The following is a 22,758-nucleotide window of genomic DNA, read 5'->3' as shown; positions in this document are numbered from 1 at the left end:
CGCAAGCGACAGCGCGGTGGCAGTGAGACCGCAGAGGGAATGCAGAGTGAGCGCAGTGGGACGACAGAGGGAGAGGAAGCGCAGGCATGAGTCCGGCAACCGTCCTTGACTCCATCCTCGAGGGAGTCCGGGCCGACGTTGCCGCGCGCGAAGCCGTCGTGAGCCTCTCGGAAATCAAGGCCGCCGCTGCAGCCGCGCCGCCCCCGCTCGACGTGATGGCCGCCCTGCGCGAGCCCGGAATCGGTGTCATTGCCGAGGTTAAGCGTGCCAGCCCGTCGGCAGGCACGCTGGCCACCATCGCCGACCCGGCAAAGCTGGCACGGGCTTACGAGGATGGCGGTGCACGCATCATCAGCGTGCTGACCGAGGAGCGACGTTTCCAAGGCTCGCTCGATGACCTTGATGCGGTGCGCGCAGCTGTTGCGATTCCGATATTGCGCAAAGACTTTGTGGTGCAGCCTTATCAGATCCACGAGGCGCGCGCGCACGGCGCCGACATGTTGTTGCTTATCGTGGCCGCATTGGACCAGTCGGCGTTGGTCTCGATGCTGGACCGCACCGAATCACTGGGCATGACCGCTCTTGTCGAGGTCCACACCGAGCAGGAAGCCGATCGGGCATTGAAGGCCGGCGCCGGGGTGATCGGTGTCAACGCGCGTGATCTCGCGACACTTGAAGTCGACCGGGATTGCTTCGCGCGGATCGCACCTGGACTGCCGAGCAACGTGATCCGGATCGCCGAATCGGGTGTGCGTCACACTGGTGATCTATTGGCATACGCCGGTGCGGGTGCCGACGCTGTGCTGGTCGGTGAAGGTCTGGTCAAAAGTGGTGACCCTCGTGCGGCGGTTGCCGATCTGGTCACTGCCGGTACCCATCCGTCCTGTCCGAAACCGGCCCGCTAGCCGTTGGTGAGCCGCGTGCGCCGCGAGCATCGGTGATGTCAGATCTTTCCCGCCCGGGTCTTCCGCGCACGAGTGCTGCGATCGCCGAACCCACGCGCCACGACCCTGATTCGCGCGGTCATTTCGGCGGCTCCGCTGGTTGGGGCGGCCGCTACGTTCCCGAAGCACTCATGGCGGTGATCGAAGAAGTCACCACCGCCTACGAGAAGGAGCGCGTCAACCAGGACTTTCTGGATACCTTGGACAAGTTGCAGGCGAACTACGCTGGTAGGCCGTCACCGCTGTATGAGGCCACGCGCCTGCGCGAGCACGCGGGGTCCGCGCGAATCTTCCTCAAGCGAGAAGACCTGAATCACACCGGTTCTCACAAGATCAACAACGTACTCGGCCAGGCTTTACTCGCACAGCGAATGGGCAAGTCTCGGGTGATCGCCGAGACCGGGGCCGGCCAACACGGGGTGGCCACGGCCACCGCGTGCGCGCTGCTCGGCTTGGACTGTGTCGTCTACATGGGCGCCGTCGACACCGCGCGGCAGGCGCTCAACGTCGCACGGATGCGACTGCTCGGTGCCGAGGTGGTGTCGGTCGAGACCGGCTCGCAAACGCTCAAAGACGCTATCAACGAGGCATTCCGGGATTGGGTTACCAATGCCGACAACACCTACTATTGCTTCGGCACCGCGGCCGGGCCGCATCCCTTTCCCGCGATGGTGCGTGATTTCCAGCGCATCATCGGGCTGGAGACGCGCGCGCAGATCCAGGATCAGATAGGCCGATTGCCCGACGCGGTGACCGCGTGCGTCGGTGGTGGCTCCAACGCCATCGGGATCTTTCACGCGTTTCTCGACGACCCCGGCGTGCGGCTGGTCGGCTTCGAGGCGGCGGGCGATGGCGTCGAGACTGGCAGGCACGCCGCGACATTCAGCGGCGGTTCGCCGGGTGCCTTCCAGGGATCGTTCTCCTACCTGCTGCAGGACGAAGATGGGCAAACTATCGAATCCCATTCGATCTCGGCTGGTTTGGACTATCCAGGGGTGGGCCCGGAACACGCGTGGCTCAAGGAAACCGGGCGGGCGGAGTACCGGCCCATCACCGACGCGGAGGCAATGGACGCGTTCGGTCTGTTGTGCCGCGCAGAAGGCATCATCCCGGCTATCGAATCCGCGCATGCGGTGGCTGGCGCGCTCAAGCTGGGTGCCGAGTTGGGTAGTGGCGCGGTCATTGTGGTGAACCTGTCGGGTCGCGGCGATAAGGACGTCGAAACCGCCGCGAAGTGGTTCGGGCTACTGGGCAAGCCATCGGATTCGAGCTGATGATGATTGTGGAACAGAGCGAAACGAGCAGGCTCGGACCGGTTTTCGAATCATGTCGTCAGGACGATCGCGCGGCCCTGATCGGCTACCTTCCCACCGGATTTCCAGACGTGCCAACTTCACTGGACGCGATGACGGCTCTTGTCGAATCTGGTTGCGACATAGTCGAAGTCGGAGTTCCGTACTCGGATCCAGGAATGGATGGCCCCACCATCCAGAGAGCCACTGAGGCTGCGCTGAGCGGAGGAGTCCGGGTCAGGGACACGCTGGCTGCGGTCGAGGCCATAAGCAGGGCCGGTGGGCGAGCGGTAGTCATGACGTATTGGAATCCGGTGCTGCGTTACGGGGTTGATGCGTTTGCGCGCGATCTGGCCGCGGCGGGAGGGCACGGGATCATCACGCCTGATCTCATTCCCGATGAGGCACAGCAGTGGCTGGTGGCGTCCGACGAGCACCGGTTGGATCGGATCTTCCTGGTGGCGCCGTCGTCGACGCCGCAACGTTTGGCGAACACCGTCGAGGCGTCGCGCGGATTCGTATACGCGGCGTCGACAATGGGGGTGACCGGGGCGCGTGATGCGGTGTCGCAGGCCGCACCCGAGCTGGTGGGGAGGGTGAAGGCAGTGTCTGACATACCTGTTGGCGTCGGCCTTGGGGTGCGCTCGGGAGAGCAAGCCGCGCAGATCGGCGGCTACGCCGACGGTGTCATCGTCGGTTCGGCGTTGGTGTCGGCATTGACTGACGGTTTGCCGAAGTTGCGCGCACTGACCGAAGAACTCGCCGCCGGTGTGCGCCAAAGGGTGCCCGAATGACGGCCGCGACGACTAGGTGGGTTGCGTACTTTCCGAGCCCGCCCCGCGGTGTCTGGCACCTGGGACCGCTACCCATTCGTGCCTACGCGTTCTTCATCATCATCGGCATCGTGGTCGCGCTGTTGATCAGCGACCGGCGCTGGGCAGCCCGCGGCGGACAGCGCGGAGTGGTCTATGACATCGCCTTGTGGGTGGTGCCGTTCGGTCTGATCGGCGGCCGCCTGTACCACCTGGCTACGGATTGGCGGACGTATTTCGCCCCGGGCGGCGCCGGATTCCTCGCGGCACTGCGGATCTGGGACGGCGGCTTGGGTATCTGGGGCGCAATAGCTCTCGGTGTTCTCGGTGGCTGGATCGGCTGTCGGCGGCGCGGAATTTCATTCACGGCCATGCTCGATGCCGTTGCTCCCGGAGTTGTTCTGGCGCAAGCGATAGGCCGGCTCGGAAACTATTTCAACCAAGAGCTCTACGGTCGTGAAACCACGTTGCCGTGGGGTCTGGAGATCTTCTACCGTCGGGATCCCGCGGGATTCGTCGATGTTCATTCACTCGACGGCGTCTCGACCGGGCAGGTGGCGTTCGTTGTACAGCCGACGTTCCTGTACGAATTGATCTGGAACGTCGTGGTATTCGTGGCGTTGATTTACCTGGACCGACGCTTCACGCTCAGTCATGGTCGACTGTTCGGGCTCTATGTGGCCCTGTACTGTGCTGGCCGATTCTGGGTCGAGCTACTGCGCGACGACGCCGCCACACATATCGCCGGCATCCGGATCAATTCGTTCACATCGACATTCGTGTTCATCGGGGCTGTCGTCTACATCATTCTTGCGACGAAGGGCCGCGAGGAACCCGGGATGCTGCGTGGCACCGGGCCGGTTGCCGAGGAGGCGCCAGAACCTGAGCCGGTGCCTGTCGCGTCGGGCGCCGTGGCGGCGGAGGGTCTGGGCGCGGACGACAAACTGGTTGACTTTTCAGAAGTGGCGGAGCCTGGAAAAGGCGCTGAACCTGAAGTCGCGGAGCCTGAAGGCGGAGAGGCTGCGGCGGCAGAGGCGGAGGCCGTACCGGCTGAGGTCATCGAGTCTGAGGCCGCGAAGGCCGAGGCGGCTGAGGTCGATGAGGGCGTCGGGGCGGAAGAGACGGCGCCGGAAGTCGCAGCGGCTGAAGTCGCGGAACCCGAGGCCGGCGGGTGGCTTCGCAGGCTTCGGTCGGGGAAGCAGAAGGCGCAAAGTCCCGAAGTCGCGGAGGAAGAAGTCGCGGAGGAAGAAGTTGTTGCGCCGGAAGCCGCGGAGCCAGAGCCTGTAGAGCCGGAAGCTGCTGAGGAACCTCAGATCGCGGAGTCTGAAGTCGCGGAGCCTGCCGTAGAACCGGAAGCTGCTCAGGAACCTGAGATCGCGGAGCAGGAAGAGGCGGAGCCTGAGCCTGTAGAGCCGAAAGCTGCTGAGGAACCTGAGATCGCGGAGTCTGAAGTCGCGGAGCCTGAGGCCGAGGCGGCTGAGATCGACGCGGTCGTCGGGGCAGACGAGGCAGCGCCGGAAGTCGCGGCGGCTGAAGTCGCAGAACCCGAGGCCGGCGGGTGGCTTCGCAGGCTCCGGTCGCGGAGACAGAAGGCGCGAAGTCTCGAAGTCGCGGCGCCCGAAGACGTCAAGGCCGGATTTGCGAAGCCAGAAGTCGCGGACGGGGAAGCTGCAGCGCCAGAGGCTGTCGAACCCGAGCCCGTCGAGCCGGAGGCCACCGCACCCGAGCCCGTCGAGCCTGAGTCAGACGAGCTTGAGTCAGCAGAGGCTCAGTTGGAGGCTGACGAAGTCGAGGCGCAGGCTGCTGCGGAACCCGAGCCCGTCGAGCCGGAAGCCGCCGAACCCGAGGTCGTCGAGCCAGAAGCCGCCGCCGAACCCGAAGCCGAAGCAGCGGCATTGGAAGCTGAGGTTGCGGAGCCCGGGCCGGCAGAGCCGGAAGTCGCCGAGCCGGAAGCTGCGGAGCCCGAGCCTGTAGAGCTGGACGAAGCGATGCCCGAGTCCGCCGAGCCCGAGGCAGTTGAGCCTGGAGAGGCTCAGGCCCCAGAAGGTGAGGATATCGAGGCGGAGACTGTCGGGGAACCTGAGGCCGAAGAGCCGGAAGCCGAGACGGAGGCATTGGAAGCTGAGGCCACGGAGCCCGAGCCCGTAGAGCCGGAAGTCACCGAGCCGGAAGCTGCGGAGCCCGAATCCGAGCACGTGGAGGCGGAAGAAGCGATGCCCGAGCCCGCCGAGCCCGAGGCAGAGCCTGAAGAGGCTCATGCCTCGGAGGGTGAGGACATTAGGGCGGAGACTGTTGGGGAACCTGAGGTCGAGGAGCCGGAAGCTGAAGAGGCTGAGGCAGAGGCAGCGGAAGCTGAGGTCGCGGAGCCCGAGCCCGCGCCCGTAGAGCCGGAAGCTGAAGCCGCCGAGCCTGACGTTGAGGAAGCCGCAGACGTCGTCGAGGAACCCGAGCCAGACGAGACGACAGACGATGACGTCGACTCCGAAGCGCCTGTTGCCGAGAAGCCCAAAGCGGACACGGCAACTGGGAGCCCCACACCTGCCGTGACGTCGGGCAGACCCGCCTCAACCCGGGAGCGCTGGCGGCAACGACTGCGGAGTCTGAGGTCACGGTCGGGCCGGTAGCGCCCTGCCGAGCCCCACTTGTCGCGCCCGAGGGCACAGCTCATCTGGCATGCTGAAACGATGGCTAATCCGTCGCGGCATGGCGCTGGGGAGCTCGGCTCGTCGTCGTCTCAGCCGTCGGAATTCGAGTGCTCACAACCCAGAGCGCGTCGTGGTTATCGCTACAGCGCAATTGCGTCGGGCGTGCTCCTTGCCGGCGCGCTCGGCTACATCGGCCTCGTCGACCCGCACCACCCGGATTCGTTCTATCCGCTATGTCCGTTCAAGTTGCTCACCGGCTGGAATTGTCCGTTCTGCGGTGGTCTTCGGATGACGCACGATCTGCTGCACGGGGATTTTGCCGCCAGCATCAACGACAACATCTTCGCGCTGGTCGGCATCCCGCTGCTGGCGGGGTGGATCGTGATGCGCCGCCGCAACGGCCGATCGGAGTTACCAGTACCGGCGGTGGTGACAATCGTGGTCCTGACGGTCGCGTGGACCGTGCTGCGTAACCTGCCCGGCTTCCCGTTGGTCCCGACACTTCTCAGCGGCTAGTGCACCGAAATTCACGCAGAATGCGACCGCAGAGTTAAGTGCGTCGCAATCTTCGACTGCCCCCAAGGGCAGAAGAGCGCGACTATGCTGGTTCGGCGTGACGCGACGCGGGAAGATCGTCTGCACACTTGGCCCTGCATCCCAATCGGAGGAGTCGATCCTGGCGCTGGTCGAGGCCGGAATGGACGTCGCCCGAATGAACTTCAGCCACGGCGACTACGCCGACCACAAGATCGTCTACGAGCGGGTGCGGAGCGCATCCGATGCCACCGGTCGTGCGGTCGGCGTACTCGCCGATCTGCAGGGCCCAAAGCTCAGGCTGGGGCGCTTCGCCACGGGACCCACCTATTGGGCAGACGGTGAAACCGTTCGGATCACCGTCGCCGATTGCCAAGGTAGCCACGACCGGGTCTCGACGACCTACAAAAAGCTCGCGAAGGACGCCGTGGTCGGCGACCGGGTACTGGTCGACGACGGCAAGGTCGGGCTGGTGGTGTCAGGCATCGACGGCGACGACGTCGTCTGCACCGTCACCGAAGGCGGTCCGGTCAGCAACAACAAGGGGTTGTCGCTGCCCGGCATGAACGTGACCGCTCCAGCGCTATCGGAAAAGGACATTGAGGATCTCACGTTCGCGCTGGAACTCGGCGTCGACCTGGTCGCCCTTTCCTTCGTGCGCTCACCGTCCGATGTCGAGCTGGTCCACGAGGTGATGGATCGGGTCGGACGCCGCGTGCCGGTGATCGCCAAGCTGGAAAAGCCGGAAGCCATCGACAATCTGGAAGCCATCGTGCTGGCTTTCGACGCCATCATGGTGGCCCGCGGCGACCTGGGCGTCGAGTTGCCCCTTGAAGAGGTCCCGTTGGTACAGAAGCGCGCCATTCAGATGGCCAGGGAGAACGCGAAACCGGTCATCGTCGCGACCCAGATGCTCGACTCGATGATCGAGAACTCGCGGCCCACCCGCGCCGAGGCCTCCGACGTTGCCAACGCGGTGCTCGACGGCGCCGACGCGCTGATGTTGTCCGGCGAAACCTCGGTGGGGAAGTACCCGATGGCCGCCGTCCGGACCATGTCGCGAATCGTGTGCGCAGTCGAGGAAAACTCCACGGCCGCACCGCCTTTGACGCATGTCCCGCGCACCAAGCGGGGTGTGATCTCCTACGCTGCCCGCGATATCGGGGAGCGACTCGACGCCAAAGCGCTGGTGGCGTTCACCCAGTCCGGCGATACCGTGCGCCGACTCGCCCGCCTGCACACTCCGCTGCCGCTGCTGGCTTTCACCGCGTGGCCGGAGGTGCGCAGCCAGCTCGCCATGACCTGGGGCACAGAGACGTTCATCGTGCCGGTGATGACGTCCACCGACGGCATGATCCGCCAGGTCGACAAGTCCCTGCTGGAACTTGGCCGATACAAGCGCGGTGACTTGGTGGTCATCGTCGCTGGCGCGCCGCCCGGGACGGTAGGTTCGACCAACCTGATCCATGTGCACCGGATCGGCGAGGACGACGTCTAAAGAGTGTCTGACTTCGACGAACTGCTGGCGGTACTGAATCTCGAGCGCGTCAACGACGACCGCTTCATCGGATCCCATCCCAGCAAGAACCCGTTGCGCACATTTGGTGGGCTGCTGGTGGCGCAGTCGTTCGTCGCGAGCAGTCGTACGCTGACTCGCGACGACCTGCCGCCCAGTGCAGTTTCGGTGCATTTCATCAACGGTGGTGATACCGCAAAAGACATCGAATTCCACGTGTCCCGGCTGCGCGACGAGCGGCGCTTCGCCAACCGGCGGGTCGACGCGGTTCAGGACGGCATGCTGCTGTCCTCGGCGATGATCTCCTACATGTCCGGCGGTCGCGGACTCGAGCACGCCGTCGAGCCGCCGGAAGTGCCTGAACCGCATACGTTGCCGCCGATCGGTGAGCTGCTGCGCGGCTACGAGGAAACCGTTCCGCATTTCGTCAAGGCCCTGCAGCCGATCGAATGGCGCTACACCAACGACCCGGCCTGGGTGATGCGGGAGAAGGGCGATCGGCTTGCCCACAACCGGGTTTGGCTCAAAGCCATGGGCCCGATGCCCGACGATCCCGTACTGCACACCGCGACCATGCTGTATTCCTCGGATACCACCGTGCTGGATTCGGTCATTACTACGCACGGGCTGTCGTGGGGATTCGATCGCATCTTCGCGGCGTCGGCCAATCACTCGGTATGGTTTCACCGGCCCGTCAATTTCGGCGACTGGGTGCTGTATTCGACGTCGTCACCGGTGGCTGCGGATTCACGCGGACTGGGCACGGGGCACTTCTTCGATCGCTCCGGACAACTCATCGCCACGGTGGTGCAAGAAGGCGTTCTGAAATATTTTCCGGCCGCCCGCCGATAGTCAGGTATGGGCCTGCAGGACAACCGTCCGAAATGGGCTCGGCGGCGACGGCGATCGGCGTATTTTGTTGGTAGCCGGGTAGTCGATGGGACAGGCGGCAGATATGCCGCTCAGCTGACGGACAGCGCATCGGGAGGTGAGCGTGAACGGGCCGGCGGTAGATGTCGTACCGAGGCTTCGCGCGCGCGAACGCATCGTCGTTCACGTCGACTCCCGAATCGCCCGATGGACCGGGGCGTTGGCGCTGTTCTGTGCGACATGTTGGCTGGTAGGGATTCTCGCCCGCCATTACGACCACCCGGAATGGCATTACGCGGGACGGCTGGGCTGGTCGTTGACCGTTTTGGCTGCGGTGGCGTTCATCGCGCGCGGCATTTTCCTGGGACGTCCGGTGACCGCGACGCACGCCACGGCGGCCGCATTATTTTTGCTGGCAGGTCTGGGTGCGCACGTGTTGGCGTTCGATCTGCTCGGTGACGTGTTGATCGCCAGCTCTGGGATGGTGTTGATGTGGGCGACATCGTCGCATCCCAACCCTGCCGATCTCCCGCGAGCGTGGAGATTGATCGATGCCACGACCGCGGATCCGTTGGCGCCGTTCGCCATGCAGACGGGCAAGAGCTACCACTTCAACACTGGCGCCACCGCTGCGTTGGCGTATCGGACGCGGATGGGGATTGCTGTCGTCGGTGGTGACCCGATCGGCGAGGAGGTCGAATTCCCCCAACTGGTCGCCGATTTCGCCGCCACGTGCCATATGCGTGGGTGGCGGATCGCGGTGGTGGGATGCAGTGAGCGGCGATTAGAGCTGTGGAGTAACCCCGCGGTGATCGGACAATCGTTGCGGCACATACCGATCGGCTGTGATGTGGTGGTCGACGCCGCAAACTTTGAGATGGTCGGCCGCAAGTTCCGCAATCTTCGCCAAGCGGTGCAGCGCACCCACAACGCCGGCATCACGACCGAGATCGTGTCAGAGCAGGAACTCGACGACAAGCAGCTGGCCGAGCTGACTGACGTGGTGCGGGCCTCACCTAGCGGGGCCCACACCGATCGCGGGTTCTACATGAACCTGGACGGTGTGCTGGAGGGCCGCTTCCCCGGTATCCGACTGATCATCGCCAGGGATGCCTCGGGACGGGTTCAGGGTTTCCACCGATATGCGACCGCCGGCGGTGGCAGCGAAATCAGCCTGGATGTTCCGTGGCGGCGTCGCGGATCTCCGAACGGCATCGACGAGCGGCTCAGCATCGACATGATCAAGGCGGCTAAGGATGAAGGGGCGCAGCGGGTATCGTTGGCCTTCGCGGCGTTCCCCGAGATCTTCGAGGACAAGGATCGCAGTAGGTTGCAGCGCGTCTTCTACCGGTTGATCCATTTTCTGGACCCGTTGGTCGCGCTCGAGTCGTTGTACCGATATGTGCGCAAGTTCCACGCGCTGGATGCGCGGCGTTACGCGCTGGTGTCGTTGACCCACCTGTTTCCCCTGCTGTTGGCCCTGTTGTCGCTGGAGTTCATGCCGCGCCGGCGACACCTCTGAAGGGCTAATCGGCCGAGCCGACGGACAATTCGGGACAGCGAATGTCGGGGGGCACATGGTGCGTGGCGACAACCACCGTTCTGTCCGTCGTCATCAGGGTGGAATTCGGGCTCAGTAGGTCACGCAGGATCGGGTCGGCGTCGGTCGGGTCGAGGTGCTCGGTCGGCTCGTCGAGCAGGACGATGCGGGCGGGGGAGATGATCGCGCGTGCAAGCAGCAGCCGTCTGCGCTGGCCGGCCGAGACGGCTTGTGCGCCACCGGTCAACACCGTCGACAGGCCCTCGGGCAGACCGGCGAGCCACCCGCCGAGGCCGACCGCTGCCAGGGCAGCTACTAGTTCGTTGTCTCGACAGTCCCCGCGGGCAACGAGTAAGTTGTCTCGGACGGTGGTGGCGAAGATATGCGCATCCTCGGCGAAAAAGCTCACCGCGCGGTGTAATTCAGCCTCGTCGTACAGGGTCACGTCGGTGTCGTCCAGAGCTACCTGCCCGTGCAGTGGCGGCAGCAGTCCGGCGAGCGTCATCAGCAGTGTGGTCTTGCCGGAACCGCTGGCTCCGGTGACGGCGATGCGTGCGCCCGGCGCCAGGTCCAACGTCACCCGGGTGGACGCATCCGCAGCACGGTGTCCGTAAGACACGTCAGCGGACAACCGCCCGACGCCGGCCGGTAGCGTCGCGATCGGTTTTGCGGCTTCGGCCGTGAAAATCGGCGGAGCCAAATCGAGCAGGCGACGGACCGCGATTCGCGACCGCGTCAACTGCACGGCCGCCGCGGGCAGCGCAGTCGTCGCCTCGAATGCGGAGAGCGGCAACAACATCAGGACCGCGAGCGTGGTGGGCGCGACCGTGGACGCCATCCCGATCCCGGCGATGACGGCGCCGAGCACGCTGGCGCCGATCGCCGCGGTCGGCATCGCCTCGGCGATAGCGGCCGGTCGGGCCGCAACATCGAGGGCGTCACCCCAGGCACGTTGGCGCCGTTGCGATTCAGCGATGACATCCGGCAACGCGCCGGCGACCCGAAGTTCGGGCGCGTGCTCGAGCGCGATCATCGCCGAAGTGTCACGCTCGGAATGATGTTGCCGGGCAACCGCTTCCTGCGACGCCGCTGCCCGGCCGGCCAGCCAGGGCGCAACACCGCCGGCGATGAGCAGGCAAATCACCAGTACCGCTGCGGCCGGCAGGGAAATGGCCCCGACAACCGCGGTCGCTGCCAGTGCCAGCACTCCCGCGACGGCGATGGGCACCACAGCGCGCACCAGCACGTCGGCCAGTTCGTCGACGTCGGCGCCGACGCGTGCCACCAGCTCACCGCTGTGCAGCCGGACGGCGGCCGCCGCCGGGCCGTGCGCCAGCCGGTGATAGACCTGCGCGCGCGCCGTGCCGGCCGCACGCAGCGCGGTGTCGTGGGTGGCCAGTCGCTCGCAATAGTGCAGCACGCCCCGCGAAATCGCGAACGTTCGCACGGCTACCACCGCGACGGATAGGTCCAACACGGGCGGCATCTGCCAGGCACGCGTGATCAGCCACGCCGAAACCCCGGCCAGCGCCAGCGCACTGCTCAGCGACAACACCCCCAGCGCGATGGCTGCCAGGATGCGGGGGACGCGCGGGCGCAACAGGCTCGCCGCCGCCCGGGCATCAGACTGGCGCATGGCGCACCTCAATCTCGCGAGCTGCCCGAGCATCCGCGGTGACCTCGACGACCTGGTCGCCGATAGCGACGACTCGCTCCCGATGGCCGACGACCACCACGGTCGCACCCGTGCGGGCCCGCTCGGCGATGGCCCGCAGCACTCGGTCCTCAGTGTCGGCGTCCAGGTGCGCGGTCGGTTCGTCGAGCAGCAGCACCGGGCCCGGTGAGCCGAGGGCCCGGGCCAGACCCAGCCGTTGTCGCTGGCCCAAGGACAGGCCCACGCCGCCGCGGCCCAGCATGGTATCCAACCCGTCGGGCAGCTCGGCCAGTACTTTGTCGAATCCGGCCGCTGCGCATGCGCTTTCCAGGTCGTCCAGATCGCCGAGCAGCAGCAGGTTCTCGCGGACGGTTCCCGAGACCAGCACGGGGCGTTGCGGCAGCCAGGACAGCTGACGCCACCACTCCTCGGGTGTCAGATCGGTGACGTCGACGCCGGCTACCGTGACCCGGCCCGACGACGGTACGGTCAGCCCGGCGATCGCCTGCAGTGCGGTGCTTTTGCCGGCGCCGTTCCGCCCGGTCAGCATTGTCACCTGACCGGGCTCGAGGACGGCGTTCAAATCAGCCGGCGCGCGGCCGTCCCGGCCTGCGACGCTGAGGTTTTCGATGCGGATCACCGCACGCCGGGCGTTGACTGTCTGACGGCCCGGCGTCGACGCGGTTGGCTCGCCGATGAGCGCAAAAGCCTTGTCGGCCGCGGTTCTACCGTCTTGGGCGGCATGGAATGCCACGCCGATGCGGCGCAGCGGCCAGTACACGTCCGGCGCCAGTAGCAGGACCGTCAGACCGGCCGTCAGACTCATCTCGCCGAACACCAGGCGAAGACCGATACTCACCGCGACCAGCGCCACTCCCAGTGTTGCCAGCAATTCGAGCACCAGGGCCGAGAGGAACGCGATCCGCAGCGTCGCCATCGCCGAGCGGCGGTGCGCCGCAGCGAGTTCCGCGATGCGGCGTTCCGGACCGCGGGCGCGGCCCAGCGCCCGCAGCGTCGGGATACCGGCGATCAGATCCAGCAGTCGGGCCTGCAGCGTCGTAATCGCCGCCAGCGCGGCGGCTGACCGTTCGGCAGTCGCCAGCCCGATCAGCACCATGAAAATCGGTATCAGCGGCAGTGTGATCGCGATGATCACTGTCGATTTCAGGTCATAGACGGCAATCACCGCGACCGTGGCCGGAGTCAGGATCGCCGCAAGCAGCAGGCTGGGCAGGTACCCGGTGAAGTAGGGACGTAAGCCGTCCAGCCCACGGGTGACCACTACCGCTGCGGCGTCACGCTCTGCGGCCAATTGCCTGGGTTGGCGGGCGGTCACCGTCGCCAACACCTGACCGTTGAGATCGGCGATCACCGCGCTGGCGCCCCGCTGGCCCAGTCGCGCCTGAAGCCAGTTCGTCACCGACCGGACAACCCACAGCGTCAACAAGATTGACAGTTGACCCAGCCAGTGGTGCAGGGTATGGGCCGACGGATCGCTGACGACGCGTGCGACGATGCCCGCCAGCACGATCGCCGAACCGATGGCGCATCCGGAAATCACGATTCCGCAGGCCACCGCGGCGACCAGATAGCGGCGTACCGCCGGCGACGCCCGCCACAGCCGCGGGTCGAGCGGGCCCCGGGTTTTCGGGGTGGCCGGCGAGTCGTTTGTGCTCAGGACTCGCGCCTCGCCAGGCCGATTGACGCCGGTATGCGCTCAGCCGAGATCCGTTGCCGGAAGACCCAATACGTCCAGCCCTGGTAGACCACCGTGACTGGAATCAGAAATGCCGTCACCCAGGTCATGATCTTGAGGGTGTAGGGGGTCGACGAGGCGTTGTAGATCGTTACGCTCCACTCCTCGTTCAGCGTCGAGGGCACCAAATCGGGGTACAGCGAGCCGAACAACAGCACCACCACGGCCGCGACGACCACCAGAGTGCAGACGAACGCCCAACCGTCGGATGCGCGCCGCCACACCAGGATCACTCCGGCCAACTGCGCCACCACCGCAACTGCCAGCACCAGCCAGGTCCAGCCCTTGCCGTGGGCCAGCTGCGTCCAAAGCCCGAAGCCCGCAACAAGTCCCGTCACCGGAATCGTCAGCCACACGGCGATCCGGTAGGCGTCGTCGCGGATCGCGCCGGAGGTCTTCAACGCCAAAAACACCGCGCCATAGAGCAAAAACAGCCCGGCTGTGGCCAATCCGCCCAGCAGGGTATAGACGTTGAGCACGTCGCCGATCGACGGGTGGACCTGGCCTTTGGCGTCAACCGGCAATCCGCGCACCAGAATTGAGAAAGCCACGCCCCAGAGCACGGCAGGCAACCACGACCCTGCGGCGATACCGAAATCGGCCCAGCTTCGCCATTTCGTGTCGTCGATCTTGCCGCGCCATTCGATGGCAACAACTCGCAGGATCATGCCGAACAGGATTGCCAGCAGCGGCAGGTACAGCGTCGAGAAGACGGTGGCGTACCACCCGGGAAAGGCGGCGAACATCGCTGCGCCGGCAGTGATCAGCCAGACCTCGTTGGCGTCCCAGATCGGGCCGATGGTGTTGAGCGCTGTGCGGCGGTGAGTTTCCGGATCGCCGTGGCCCCAACGCGCGATCGGTTCCATCAACATCCCCACCCCGAAGTCGAACCCCTCCAGGATGAAGAAGCCGAGGAACAGCACAGCGATGGCGCCGAACCACAACTCTTGGAATCCCACCGGTCAACTCCTTCTCAATGCGCTTCAGTAAGCAAAGGACAGCGGCGCCACCTCGTCGTCATCGGGTGCGCGGGGAGCGGCCGGTTCGGCGTCGTGTTCCAGCGGTCCTTCGCGGATGTAGCGTTTCAACAGGAAGAACCACACCACCGCAAGCACCCCGTAGAGCAGGGTGAACATCGTCAGGGAGGTGACGACCAAGCCGGAACCGTGGTTGGAGACGCCGGCCGCGACGGTAAGACGTACCTGCTGATCGCCGGTTGGATTCGGCACCACAATCCATGGCTGACGTCCCATCTCGGTGAACGCCCAGCCCGCGCTGTTGGCCAGGAACGGCGCCGGAATCGTCAGCAGTGCGAACCACGCGAACCACCGCTGATTCGGGACGCGCCCGCCGCGGGTGAGCCACAGAGCGCACAACGCGAACAGCACCGGAATCGCAAGCAATCCGATCATCATGCGGAACGACCAATACGTGACAAAGAGGTTGGGCCGGTAGTCGTTCGGCCCGAATCGCTGTTGGTACTGCTGCTGAAGGTCACGAACGCCCTGAAGCGTGACGTTGTCTGCCCGGCCCTCGGCCAGGATGGGCAGCACATACGGCACCTCGATGACGCGGGTCAGGCTGTCGCAGTTGTTCTGCCTGCCGACGGTCAGGATCGAGAAGTTCGGGTCGGTTTGGGTGTCGCACAACGATTCCGCCGACGCCATCTTCATCGGTTGCTGCTGGAACATCAGCTTGCCCTGGTGGTCGCCAGTGAAGAACAGACTGGCTGTGGCAGCCAGCGCCACCCAGCATCCCAGCAGTGTCGCCGGCCGATACATGGTGCGGGCATCCGACTCGGGGGCGTCGGCGGCTTTCCCCGAACGAACCATCCACCACGCACTCACGGCGGCGACGAACGTCGCGGCGGTCAGCAGCGCGCCACCGACCGTGTGGGTAAACGCCGCCTGCGCAGTGTTATTGGTGAGCAAGGCCATGATGCTGGTCAACTCGGCCCGCCGGGTGCCGGGGTTGTAGTGGGCGCCCACCGGGTGCTGCATGAAAGAGTTCGCCGCGATGATGAAGAACGCGGAGACGTTGACGCCGATGGCGACGATCCAGATGCAGGCCAGGTGGACCAGTCGCGGGAGCCGGCTCCAGCCGAAGATCCACAGACCGATGAAGGTGGATTCGAAGAAGAAGGCGGCCAGGCCCTCCATGGCCAGCGGTGCGCCGAAGATGTCGCCGACGAACTTCGAGTACTCGCTCCAGTTCATGCCGAACTGGAATTCCTGCACGATCCCGGTTGCCACGCCGATGGCGAAGTTGATCAGGAACAACTTGCCGAAGAACTTGGTGAGGCGATACCAGGCGACGTTATCGGTGACCAGCCACGCCGTCTGCATCACGGCCAGCAGCGGGGCCAGGCCGATCGTGAGCGGTACGAAGACGAAGTGGTAGACGGTGGTGATACCGAACTGCCACCGTGATATGTCGACGACATTCATCTGTCATCTCCGGGGGCTGCAGGGGCGAGAGTCTGCTACGACACAGTGTAGTAGTGCGCAAGGGCCTGCGCTACGGGCAATTTCACTCGGGTCGCGATTCCAGCGGACCAGGCGCGGTGATCCGTTGAATTGCTCCGCCGAGCGTCTTGGAGGCCTTGCGGATCCCGAACGCGGACACGATCTCGAACGTGCCGATGACGATGAGCCAGATGCCGACCACCATCGCCAAGATGACGATGGTGTTGAATGGTGACCCGAGCATGATCAGGCCGGCCAACAGGCTCATCGCACCCAGGAAGATCTCCCACCCGCGGCCCGGCAGGGTGGGGTCGCTGATGGCCGAAACCGTCGTTGCCACACCTCGGAAAATGAAGCCGATGCCGATCCAGATCGCCAGCAGGTAAACGGCAGTCGCCTCGTCGCCCTTGCCGAAATGACGAAACGCCAGCATCGCCAGGACGAGCGCGGCCGCCCCGCTGATGAACAGGAGCACTCGCCCGCCGGCCGAGACGTGCAGGCTGAAGGCGAAGGCTACCTGTGCGATTCCAGTGATCAGCAGGTAGACCCCGAAGGCGACAGCGGCTACCAGAACCGATTTCGTAGGCCATGCCAGCACCGCGATGCCGACGGCCAGCGACAAGATTCCCGATATCAGCGTGGATTTCCACAGATGCGGCAACAGGGTTGGAACAGGGGTGGTTTCCATGGCACCAGTGTGACGCATGTGGCGGTTCTGGCATAGGGCCGGACGGAGTTAGACGTTCGCCGTGTCAGCTTCCTGGACAAGCAAATCGCCGGAGTCTTCGACGGGCTTACGACCGACGAGATACCACGTGCGCATGACGCCCTTGCCCTTGACGTCGATGCTCCCGCGCGCCTGCAGCACAAAGTCGTCCTGGAGGCGCTCGTAGATCGTCTCGGGCACTTGAATGCGGCCCACCGAGTCGGTGGTTTCCATCCGGGAAGCGACGTTGACCGCATCGCCCCACACGTCGTAGAAGAACCGGCGAGAACCGACGACGCCAGCGACCACCGGGCCGTTGGCCATGCCGATCCGGATCGGTACCGCCTTGCCGGACGGATCCTTGAGCGCGGCTGCGGCATCGGCCATGTCGAGCGCAAAGTTGGCCAGCGCCTCGACGTGGTCGGGCCGCGGCCGCGGCACCCCGCTGACCACCATGTAGGAGTCGCCGCTGACCTTGATTTTCTCCAGCCCGTGCTTGTCCACCAGCTCGTCGAAGGCGCTGTACAAACGGTCCAGGAACCGCAACAGGTCCGCCGGCGCGGTGCTGCTGGCCCGCTCGGTGAACCCCGCGATGTCGGCGAACAGAACCGAGGCGTCGTCGTACTTGTCGGCGATGACGCCCCGGTCCGGATCCTTGAGCCGTTCGGCGATGCTGGCCGGCAACATGTTGGCCAGTAAGGTCTCCGAACGGTCGTACTCCGATTCCATGACCGCCTCGGCGCGTGCCGTGTCGCGCAGCGCGAACCACACCGCGACGACCGCCACCACAATTGCGGACACGGTGGTGATGACGAAGCCCAGTGACTGGGCCCAGGCCGGTTGCAGCCCGGTGTTGCGCGGTACCAGGAACTCGGTCGCAATGACCAGGCCGCCGGCGATTGCCGCCAGGCAGCTGGCCAACACGATGTGTTCGATGCCCAGCAGCAGCACCACCAGACAGGCGCAAACCAGGAAGAAGAACTGGGCGCCGGACCCGGTGCCCACGTCCCAGACACTGGCCAAGACCGTCGCGTAGGCCGCGCCGATAAATGTCAGCGGCGCCACCAATTCTCCGAATCGGTGCAGCATCGGGACGATCGCAAAGGTCAGCGCGGCGGCGATGTTGATGGAGATGACCTGCCAGAGCCACGCACCGATCAGCAGTTGCATCGTGACAAAGCTCACGGTGACCATCACGGCCATCCACGCGGCAATGCTGAGTATCCGAGCGCGCCGCGCGACGCTTTCTGCGTAGTGCTGCTTGCGGTCGCGGGCTTGAGCCCGCACCGCCGCGACACAGTCGCGATGCGGGGCGCCGTCCGCCCGGGTCGGTGCGGCACCGCATTTCTTGGCCGCCACGGTGCAAGCCTAGCGGCTTAGCTCGATGTTGTCGGCCGTCTGATCAGGACCGATCCGGTGGGTCATGGGTGAGCCAATCGGAGATGTGGTGCGGCGACAGCGATTCGTTGGGCATGATGTGCTGCACCTCATGCCCGTCGTGGGTGGCCAGATCAGCGATCATCCGCCGGTGGCAGCGCCACCAGGTGGGTTCTCCGCACATGATGGCGACGTTGCGGGTGTCGGCTTCCCGGAGCAGGCGTTGGTATGCCTCTTGGAAGCTTTGCGTGCGGGTGTGGGCCGCGTAGTTGGCGAATGAGGGGTTTTCCCACCACTGGTCACGTGGTAGCGGACTGGTGGGCGGTTTGCGTCGTCCACCAAGACCCGGTTCGTGCCGGTAGGCGATTCCGGCGTCGGACAGCCAGTCCGGCATTGCTTGCTTGGAAACGTCGGGATTGCGGCGCGAGCCCGGGAAACTACGCACGTCGATCAGCAGCGCGATGTCATACCGGCGGAGTGCGTCGGTCAGTTGCTGGGCGTTTTTCGCGCCGTGGCCAATCGTGTACAGCATTATCTGGGTGTGCCCTCGGTGGGGCTGGAACTCACACGACTCATCGGTGCAGCCGGCTAGAACGTCGACTGTGGGGACGATTTCAAGGTAGGCCGGTTAGCTTCTAGGCTTGAATTGGGTTGCTCTGCAAGGAGTTTCGTCGCCCAGTCACGTAAGTCACGTCAGTCCCTACGAAGTTTGGCCAGTGGTTTTGCAACGTAGTATCGCCCGCGATAGCGCTTTGGAGACCGTAAACATCCCACCCTTCTGGTACTGGAGTGGCAGGTGTGACGTGATCGCTGGCCAGCGGCTAGTTCAGGGCCATCGGCTACGCCATGAACAGGCATTATGCGTGCCCTCGGTGGGATTCGAACCCACACTGGACGGGTTTTGAGTCCGTTTCCTCTGCCAGTTGGGATACGAGGGCTGCTCTGTGCTCGGCAGCTAGCTTAGATGAGCCCCGACGTCGCTGGTCGTTGCCGCCCACGACAGAATGTCCGTCATGACGGGCCCCACCACCGACGCCGACGCCGCTCCGCAGCGCCGGGTCCTGATCGCTGAAGACGAAGCGCTCATCCGATTGGACTTGGCCGAGATGCTGCGAGAGGAGGGCTACGACATCGTCGGGGAGGCCGGCGACGGCCAGGAAGCAGTCGAGCTGGCCGAGCTGCACAAGCCCGACCTAGTGATCATGGACGTGAAGATGCCGCGTCGCGACGGCATCGACGCCGCGTCGGAGATCGCCAGCAAGCGCATTGCTCCAATCGTGGTGCTGACCGCGTTCAGCCAGCGCGACCTGGTCGAGCGGGCACGCGATGCGGGCGCGATGGCCTACCTGGTGAAGCCGTTCACGATCAGCGACCTGATCCCGGCCATCGAATTGGCCGTCAGCCGATTCGGCGAGCTCAGTGCGCTGGAACACGAAGTGGCGACCTTGACCGACCGACTGGAGACCCGCAAGCTCGTCGAACGGGCCAAAGGCCTGCTGCAGGCCAAACAGGCCATGACCGAGCCCGAAGCGTTCAAGTGGATTCAGCGTGCGGCGATGGACCGGCGCACCACCATGAGGCGGGTCGCCGAGATCGTGTTGGAAACCCTCTCCGACCCAGCCGAATAACGCTCGGCGTCCGGCCGCGAGCGTGCGTGTTTGTACGGCGACACGCCGTGTTGAACGTACATTTGCGCACCCTCGGCACGGAGATAGCTACTAGCGAGCCACGATCACCGACGAGCCGTGCCCGAACAGGCCCTGGTTCGCGGTGACACCGACGGTCGCGTTCTCCACCTGACGGCCGGTGGCCTGTCCGCGCAGCTGCCAGGTCAGTTCGCAGACCTGAGCGATCGCTTGGGCGGGAATGGCCTCACCGAAGCACGCGAGCCCGCCCGACGGGTTGACGGGAACCTTGCCGCCAATCGTGGTCGCGCCGCTGCGCAGCAGCGACTCCGCCTCACCCTTGGCGCACAGCCCCAGGTGTTCATACCAATCGAGTTCCAGCGCGGTGGACAAGTCGTAGACCTCGGCCAGACTTACGTCTTGCGGTCCTATTCCCGCCTCCGCATACGCGGCGTCCAGGATCTGATCCTTGAACACCCGCTCCGGCGCAGCAACCGCGGCGGTGGAATCCGTTGCGATATCTGGCAATTCGGGCAGATGCTGGGGGTAGCGCGGGGTGACCGTGCTGACCGCACGCACCGAGGGCACCCCATTCAGCGAGCCGAGATGTTGGCGGGCGAACTCCGCGCTGGCGACGATCAGCGCGGCAGCGCCATCGGAGGTGGCGCAGATGTCGAGCTGACGCAACGGGTCGCTGACCACCGGGCTGGCCAGCACGTCGTCGACCGAGGATTCCTTGCGGTAGCGGGCATTCGGGTTCTGCAGCCCATGCCGGGAGTTCTTGACCTTCACCTGCGCGAAATCCTCAGATGTGGCGCCGTAGAGGTCCATTCGGCGCCGCGCGAGCAGCGCGAAGTACACCGGGTTCATCGCGCCGATCAGGTGGAACCGCTGCCAGTCGGGGTCGTTCTTGCGTTCCCCTCCAACCGGTGCGAAAGCCCCTTTCGGCGTGGTGTCGGCGCCGATCACCAGCGCAACGTCGCAGAACCCGGCCAGGATCTGCGCCCGCGCGCTCTGCAGCGCCTGCGAGCCGCTGGCACACGCGGCATAGCTGGAGCTGACGGGCACGCCGTTCCAGCCCAGCTTCTGCGCGAAGGTTGATCCGGCGATGAAGCCCGGGTATCCGTTGCGGATGGTGTCGGCCCCGGCGACCAGCTGAATTTGGCGCCAGTCCAGGCCGGCCTCGCGCAGGGCAGCCCGCGCGGCGACCACGCCGTATTCGGTGAAGTCACGGCCCCATTTGCCCCACGGGTGCATTCCGGCGCCGAGGATGTAAAGCGGCTCGGGCGCGCTCATGATGCGATTCTCCACGCGTGCACGATGCGCTCGATGCCGTCGTCGTCGGTGTACAGCGGCATCGTGGTGAGTTCCATCTCCATGCCCACTTTCAGGTCGGCGGCCAGCGTGCCCTCGACCACCTTGCCCAGCACGATCAGCCCCTCGGCGGCCAGTTCCACTGCGGCGATGGCGAACGGCTCAAAAGGCTCCGGGGCGGGATAGGGCGCCGGTGGCGGATAGCGGTTTTCGGTGTAGCTCCACAGCTTTCCCCGGGTGGACAGTGCGACGGACTCGAGTGTGTCGCTGTCGCAGGCGGGATTGGGGCAGTTGTTCTCCCGGGGCGGGAAGACGTAGGTGGCGCACTGCGGGCACTTGCTGCCGATCAGATGCGCGGAACCGGCGTCATCGGTGGCGAACCATCCATCGATTGCCGGTTGGACGTTGTCAAGAGCTTCTGGCACCACGCCAGATTACTCACGACGACGGAAAAACTGAAACGTGTTCCAGTTTCGGGAGCGCCCGAGCGCTTTCGCGGTAGTCGCGCGCCGCCGTCGATCCAACCGTCGTCAAAATCGGATCCTTGGTAGGTCGAACGGCGGTAGGGTCAGCGTTGACCCGACGAACTGGCCTCGCGATTTGAGGTTCGGCCGATGACCGAAGAGCCGCCTGTTGCGCCCTATCGGCCGCCCCTGGGCCAGCCGGCGATGGTCACCTATACCTCGTGGGCGAGGCGTGTGGGCGCCACGATCATCGACCAAACCCTTTTCCTGGTCGGGTACGTGGTCGTCGCCGTGGTCTACATGCTCGTCGCTGAGGCGGGTGGCTCGGAGCGCACCAGAGCCCTGATCGCACTGATCGGCAGTCTTTCGCTGCTGGCGTTCTTGATCTGGAATTCGGGCTACCGGCAAGGCACCACCGGCTCGAGCGTCGGCAAATCGGTGCTGAAGTTCAAGGTGGTCAGCGAACGGACCGGCCAGCCGATCGGCTTCAAGTTGTCAGTGGTACGCCAGTTCGTCCATACCCTGGACGGATTCTGCTACGTCGGCTATCTGCTGCCGTTGTTCACCGCTAAACGGCAGACGATCGCCGACATGATCATGCAAACCGTCTGCCTGCCCACCGGGCCACCGCGAGCGTCGCGCAGCCGCGCGGCGCGACCGGGAATCCGGCTGGCCGTCGGCGTCGTGGTGCTCGCTACCGCGGCCATCCTCACCGCGGTCGTCTGTCTGGCGACCTTGAGGGCTTTCGGCACTGTCGTCACGGGCGACGGATCGAGTCCCAACTACGGCCCCGGGCACATCTTGGAACCGTACATTCAGGCGTTCTTCGTGCCGCTGTTGTGGACTGCCGGGATCTTGATCTTGCGGCGGTACCACGGCCTGACGTATGCGCTTGCTCCCGTTGCCGGCATCGTTGCGATCATCGTTTTCGCGCAGGGTCGACAGGACTGGGGCTGGCAAAACAGTTGGCTTGCGTTCCTGGCGTGCGTTCTCGTTCCGACTGGGGTGTGTGTGCTCGTCGCACAGCGCGCCAACCGGCGTGTCGCGGCGCGACAAGCCGAGGCGGCAGCGTACCGGGAACGCCAGGCGGAGAGACAACAGCGGATGATGGCGAACCCGCCCCCGCCGGGTTGGTCCCCGGATCCGTCGGGCGATCCCGGCCGGCAGCGCTACTGGGACGGCCGTCAGTGGCCCCCTGGGCAACGGCAATGACGCGTCGTACATTTCGCTATGAGCGGCGGCTG

Annotated in this window: 18 protein-coding genes, 1 tRNA gene and 1 pseudogene; 10 read left to right on the top strand and 10 right to left on the bottom strand. The window is 65.2% G+C overall.

From position 1 onward, the window contains the following. The first annotated feature begins 86 nt into the window (after positions 1 to 86). The 8 genes from trpC to AC5Y21_RS10395 all read left to right on the top strand — a co-directional run bounded on the left by trpC (position 87) and on the right by AC5Y21_RS10395 (position 10,135). A complete protein-coding gene (trpC, locus tag AC5Y21_RS10430; RefSeq protein ID WP_499911976.1) occupies positions 87 to 905 on the top strand; it encodes an indole-3-glycerol phosphate synthase TrpC in 819 nt (272 codons plus the stop codon). A 35-nt stretch (positions 906 to 940) separates the two neighbouring features. Further along, positions 941 to 2,218 (top strand): tryptophan synthase subunit beta, encoded by a 1,278-nt coding sequence (gene trpB / locus AC5Y21_RS10425; RefSeq protein ID WP_499911974.1) that lies wholly within the window; start codon positions 941 to 943, stop codon positions 2,216 to 2,218. Beyond that, a complete protein-coding gene (gene trpA, locus AC5Y21_RS10420; RefSeq protein WP_499911973.1) occupies positions 2,218 to 3,030 on the top strand; it encodes a tryptophan synthase subunit alpha in 813 nt (270 codons plus the stop codon). Before trpB ends, trpA begins: the two co-directional genes overlap by 1 nt. Further along, positions 3,027 to 5,672 carry a prolipoprotein diacylglyceryl transferase gene (gene lgt, locus AC5Y21_RS10415; RefSeq protein WP_499911971.1) on the top strand — a complete coding sequence of 882 codons (2,646 nt, stop codon included), beginning with the start codon at positions 3,027 to 3,029 and terminating at the stop codon, positions 5,670 to 5,672. Before trpA ends, lgt begins: the two co-directional genes overlap by 4 nt. A 183-nt stretch (positions 5,673 to 5,855) precedes the next feature. Further along, the gene (locus tag AC5Y21_RS10410) at positions 5,856 to 6,209 is read left to right on the top strand and encodes a DUF2752 domain-containing protein (RefSeq protein ID WP_499912072.1); all 354 of its coding nucleotides are present in this window, start codon (positions 5,856 to 5,858) and stop codon (positions 6,207 to 6,209) included. Between the two features lie 97 nt (positions 6,210 to 6,306). After that, entirely contained in the window at positions 6,307 to 7,725 is a 1,419-nt protein-coding gene (gene pyk / locus AC5Y21_RS10405) for a pyruvate kinase (protein ID WP_499911970.1), read from the top strand. A gap of 3 nt (positions 7,726 to 7,728) precedes the next feature. After that, on the top strand, positions 7,729 to 8,595 hold the full coding sequence (locus tag AC5Y21_RS10400; protein WP_499911968.1) for an acyl-CoA thioesterase II: 867 nt from the start codon (positions 7,729 to 7,731) through the stop codon (positions 8,593 to 8,595). 142 nt (positions 8,596 to 8,737) lie between these two features. Beyond that, the gene (locus AC5Y21_RS10395) at positions 8,738 to 10,135 is read left to right on the top strand and encodes a bifunctional lysylphosphatidylglycerol flippase/synthetase MprF (protein WP_499911966.1); all 1,398 of its coding nucleotides are present in this window, start codon (positions 8,738 to 8,740) and stop codon (positions 10,133 to 10,135) included. Here the strand turns inward: AC5Y21_RS10395 and cydC are convergent. The 8 genes and pseudogenes from cydC to AC5Y21_RS10355 all read right to left on the bottom strand — a co-directional run bounded on the left by cydC (position 10,048) and on the right by AC5Y21_RS10355 (position 19,049). Continuing rightward, a pseudogene (cydC, locus tag AC5Y21_RS10390) lies at positions 10,048 to 11,789 on the bottom strand (thiol reductant ABC exporter subunit CydC). The gene AC5Y21_RS10395 and the pseudogene cydC sit on opposite strands and share 88 nt — an antisense overlap. Next, positions 11,776 to 13,395 carry a thiol reductant ABC exporter subunit CydD gene (gene cydD / locus AC5Y21_RS10385; RefSeq protein WP_499912071.1) on the bottom strand — a complete coding sequence of 540 codons (1,620 nt, stop codon included), beginning with the start codon at positions 13,393 to 13,395 and terminating at the stop codon, positions 11,776 to 11,778. The pseudogene cydC and the gene cydD overlap by 14 nt, the downstream one beginning before the upstream one ends. An 86-nt stretch (positions 13,396 to 13,481) precedes the next feature. Beyond that, the gene (cydB, locus tag AC5Y21_RS10380; protein ID WP_499911964.1) at positions 13,482 to 14,522 is read right to left on the bottom strand and encodes a cytochrome d ubiquinol oxidase subunit II; all 1,041 of its coding nucleotides are present in this window, start codon (positions 14,520 to 14,522) and stop codon (positions 13,482 to 13,484) included. Positions 14,523 to 14,546: 24 nt separating this feature from the next. Beyond that, positions 14,547 to 16,010, bottom strand: a complete 1,464-nt coding sequence (locus AC5Y21_RS10375; RefSeq protein WP_499911962.1) for a cytochrome ubiquinol oxidase subunit I — start codon at positions 16,008 to 16,010, stop codon at positions 14,547 to 14,549. 82 nt (positions 16,011 to 16,092) lie between these two features. Continuing rightward, positions 16,093 to 16,734 (bottom strand): HdeD family acid-resistance protein, encoded by a 642-nt coding sequence (locus AC5Y21_RS10370; protein WP_499911960.1) that lies wholly within the window; start codon positions 16,732 to 16,734, stop codon positions 16,093 to 16,095. A 30-nt stretch (positions 16,735 to 16,764) separates the two neighbouring features. Continuing rightward, a complete protein-coding gene (locus AC5Y21_RS10365) occupies positions 16,765 to 18,093 on the bottom strand; it encodes an adenylate/guanylate cyclase domain-containing protein (protein ID WP_499911958.1) in 1,329 nt (442 codons plus the stop codon). Positions 18,094 to 18,136: 43 nt separating this feature from the next. Then, complete coding sequence (locus tag AC5Y21_RS10360) at positions 18,137 to 18,643, bottom strand: DUF488 domain-containing protein (RefSeq protein ID WP_499911957.1); 507 nt, start codon at positions 18,641 to 18,643, stop codon at positions 18,137 to 18,139. 332 nt (positions 18,644 to 18,975) lie between these two features. Further along, positions 18,976 to 19,049 (bottom strand) — tRNA-Leu (locus tag AC5Y21_RS10355). A gap of 75 nt (positions 19,050 to 19,124) precedes the next feature. On the opposite strand from AC5Y21_RS10355, the gene AC5Y21_RS10350 reads away from it, so the two are divergent. After that, positions 19,125 to 19,739 carry an ANTAR domain-containing response regulator gene (locus AC5Y21_RS10350; RefSeq protein ID WP_499911955.1) on the top strand — a complete coding sequence of 205 codons (615 nt, stop codon included), beginning with the start codon at positions 19,125 to 19,127 and terminating at the stop codon, positions 19,737 to 19,739. A gap of 90 nt (positions 19,740 to 19,829) precedes the next feature. On the opposite strand, the gene AC5Y21_RS10345 is transcribed toward AC5Y21_RS10350, so the two are convergent. Beyond that, entirely contained in the window at positions 19,830 to 21,032 is a 1,203-nt protein-coding gene (locus tag AC5Y21_RS10345) for a lipid-transfer protein (protein WP_499911953.1), read from the bottom strand. After that, positions 21,029 to 21,475: a Zn-ribbon domain-containing OB-fold protein gene (locus AC5Y21_RS10340; protein WP_499911951.1), complete on the bottom strand. Its 447-nt coding sequence runs from the start codon at positions 21,473 to 21,475 to the stop codon at positions 21,029 to 21,031. The genes AC5Y21_RS10345 and AC5Y21_RS10340 overlap by 4 nt, the downstream gene beginning before the upstream one ends. A gap of 189 nt (positions 21,476 to 21,664) precedes the next feature. Between AC5Y21_RS10340 and AC5Y21_RS10335 the strand changes: the two genes are divergently transcribed. Further along, complete coding sequence (locus AC5Y21_RS10335; RefSeq protein WP_499911950.1) at positions 21,665 to 22,726, top strand: RDD family protein; 1,062 nt, start codon at positions 21,665 to 21,667, stop codon at positions 22,724 to 22,726. Positions 22,727 to 22,758: the final 32 nt, after the last annotated feature.

The sequence above is a fragment of the Mycobacterium sp. NGS41 genome (genome assembly GCF_059812725.1).
The sequence above is the reverse complement of the archived record's forward strand: the minus strand, read 5'-3'. Positions and strand labels throughout refer to the sequence as shown.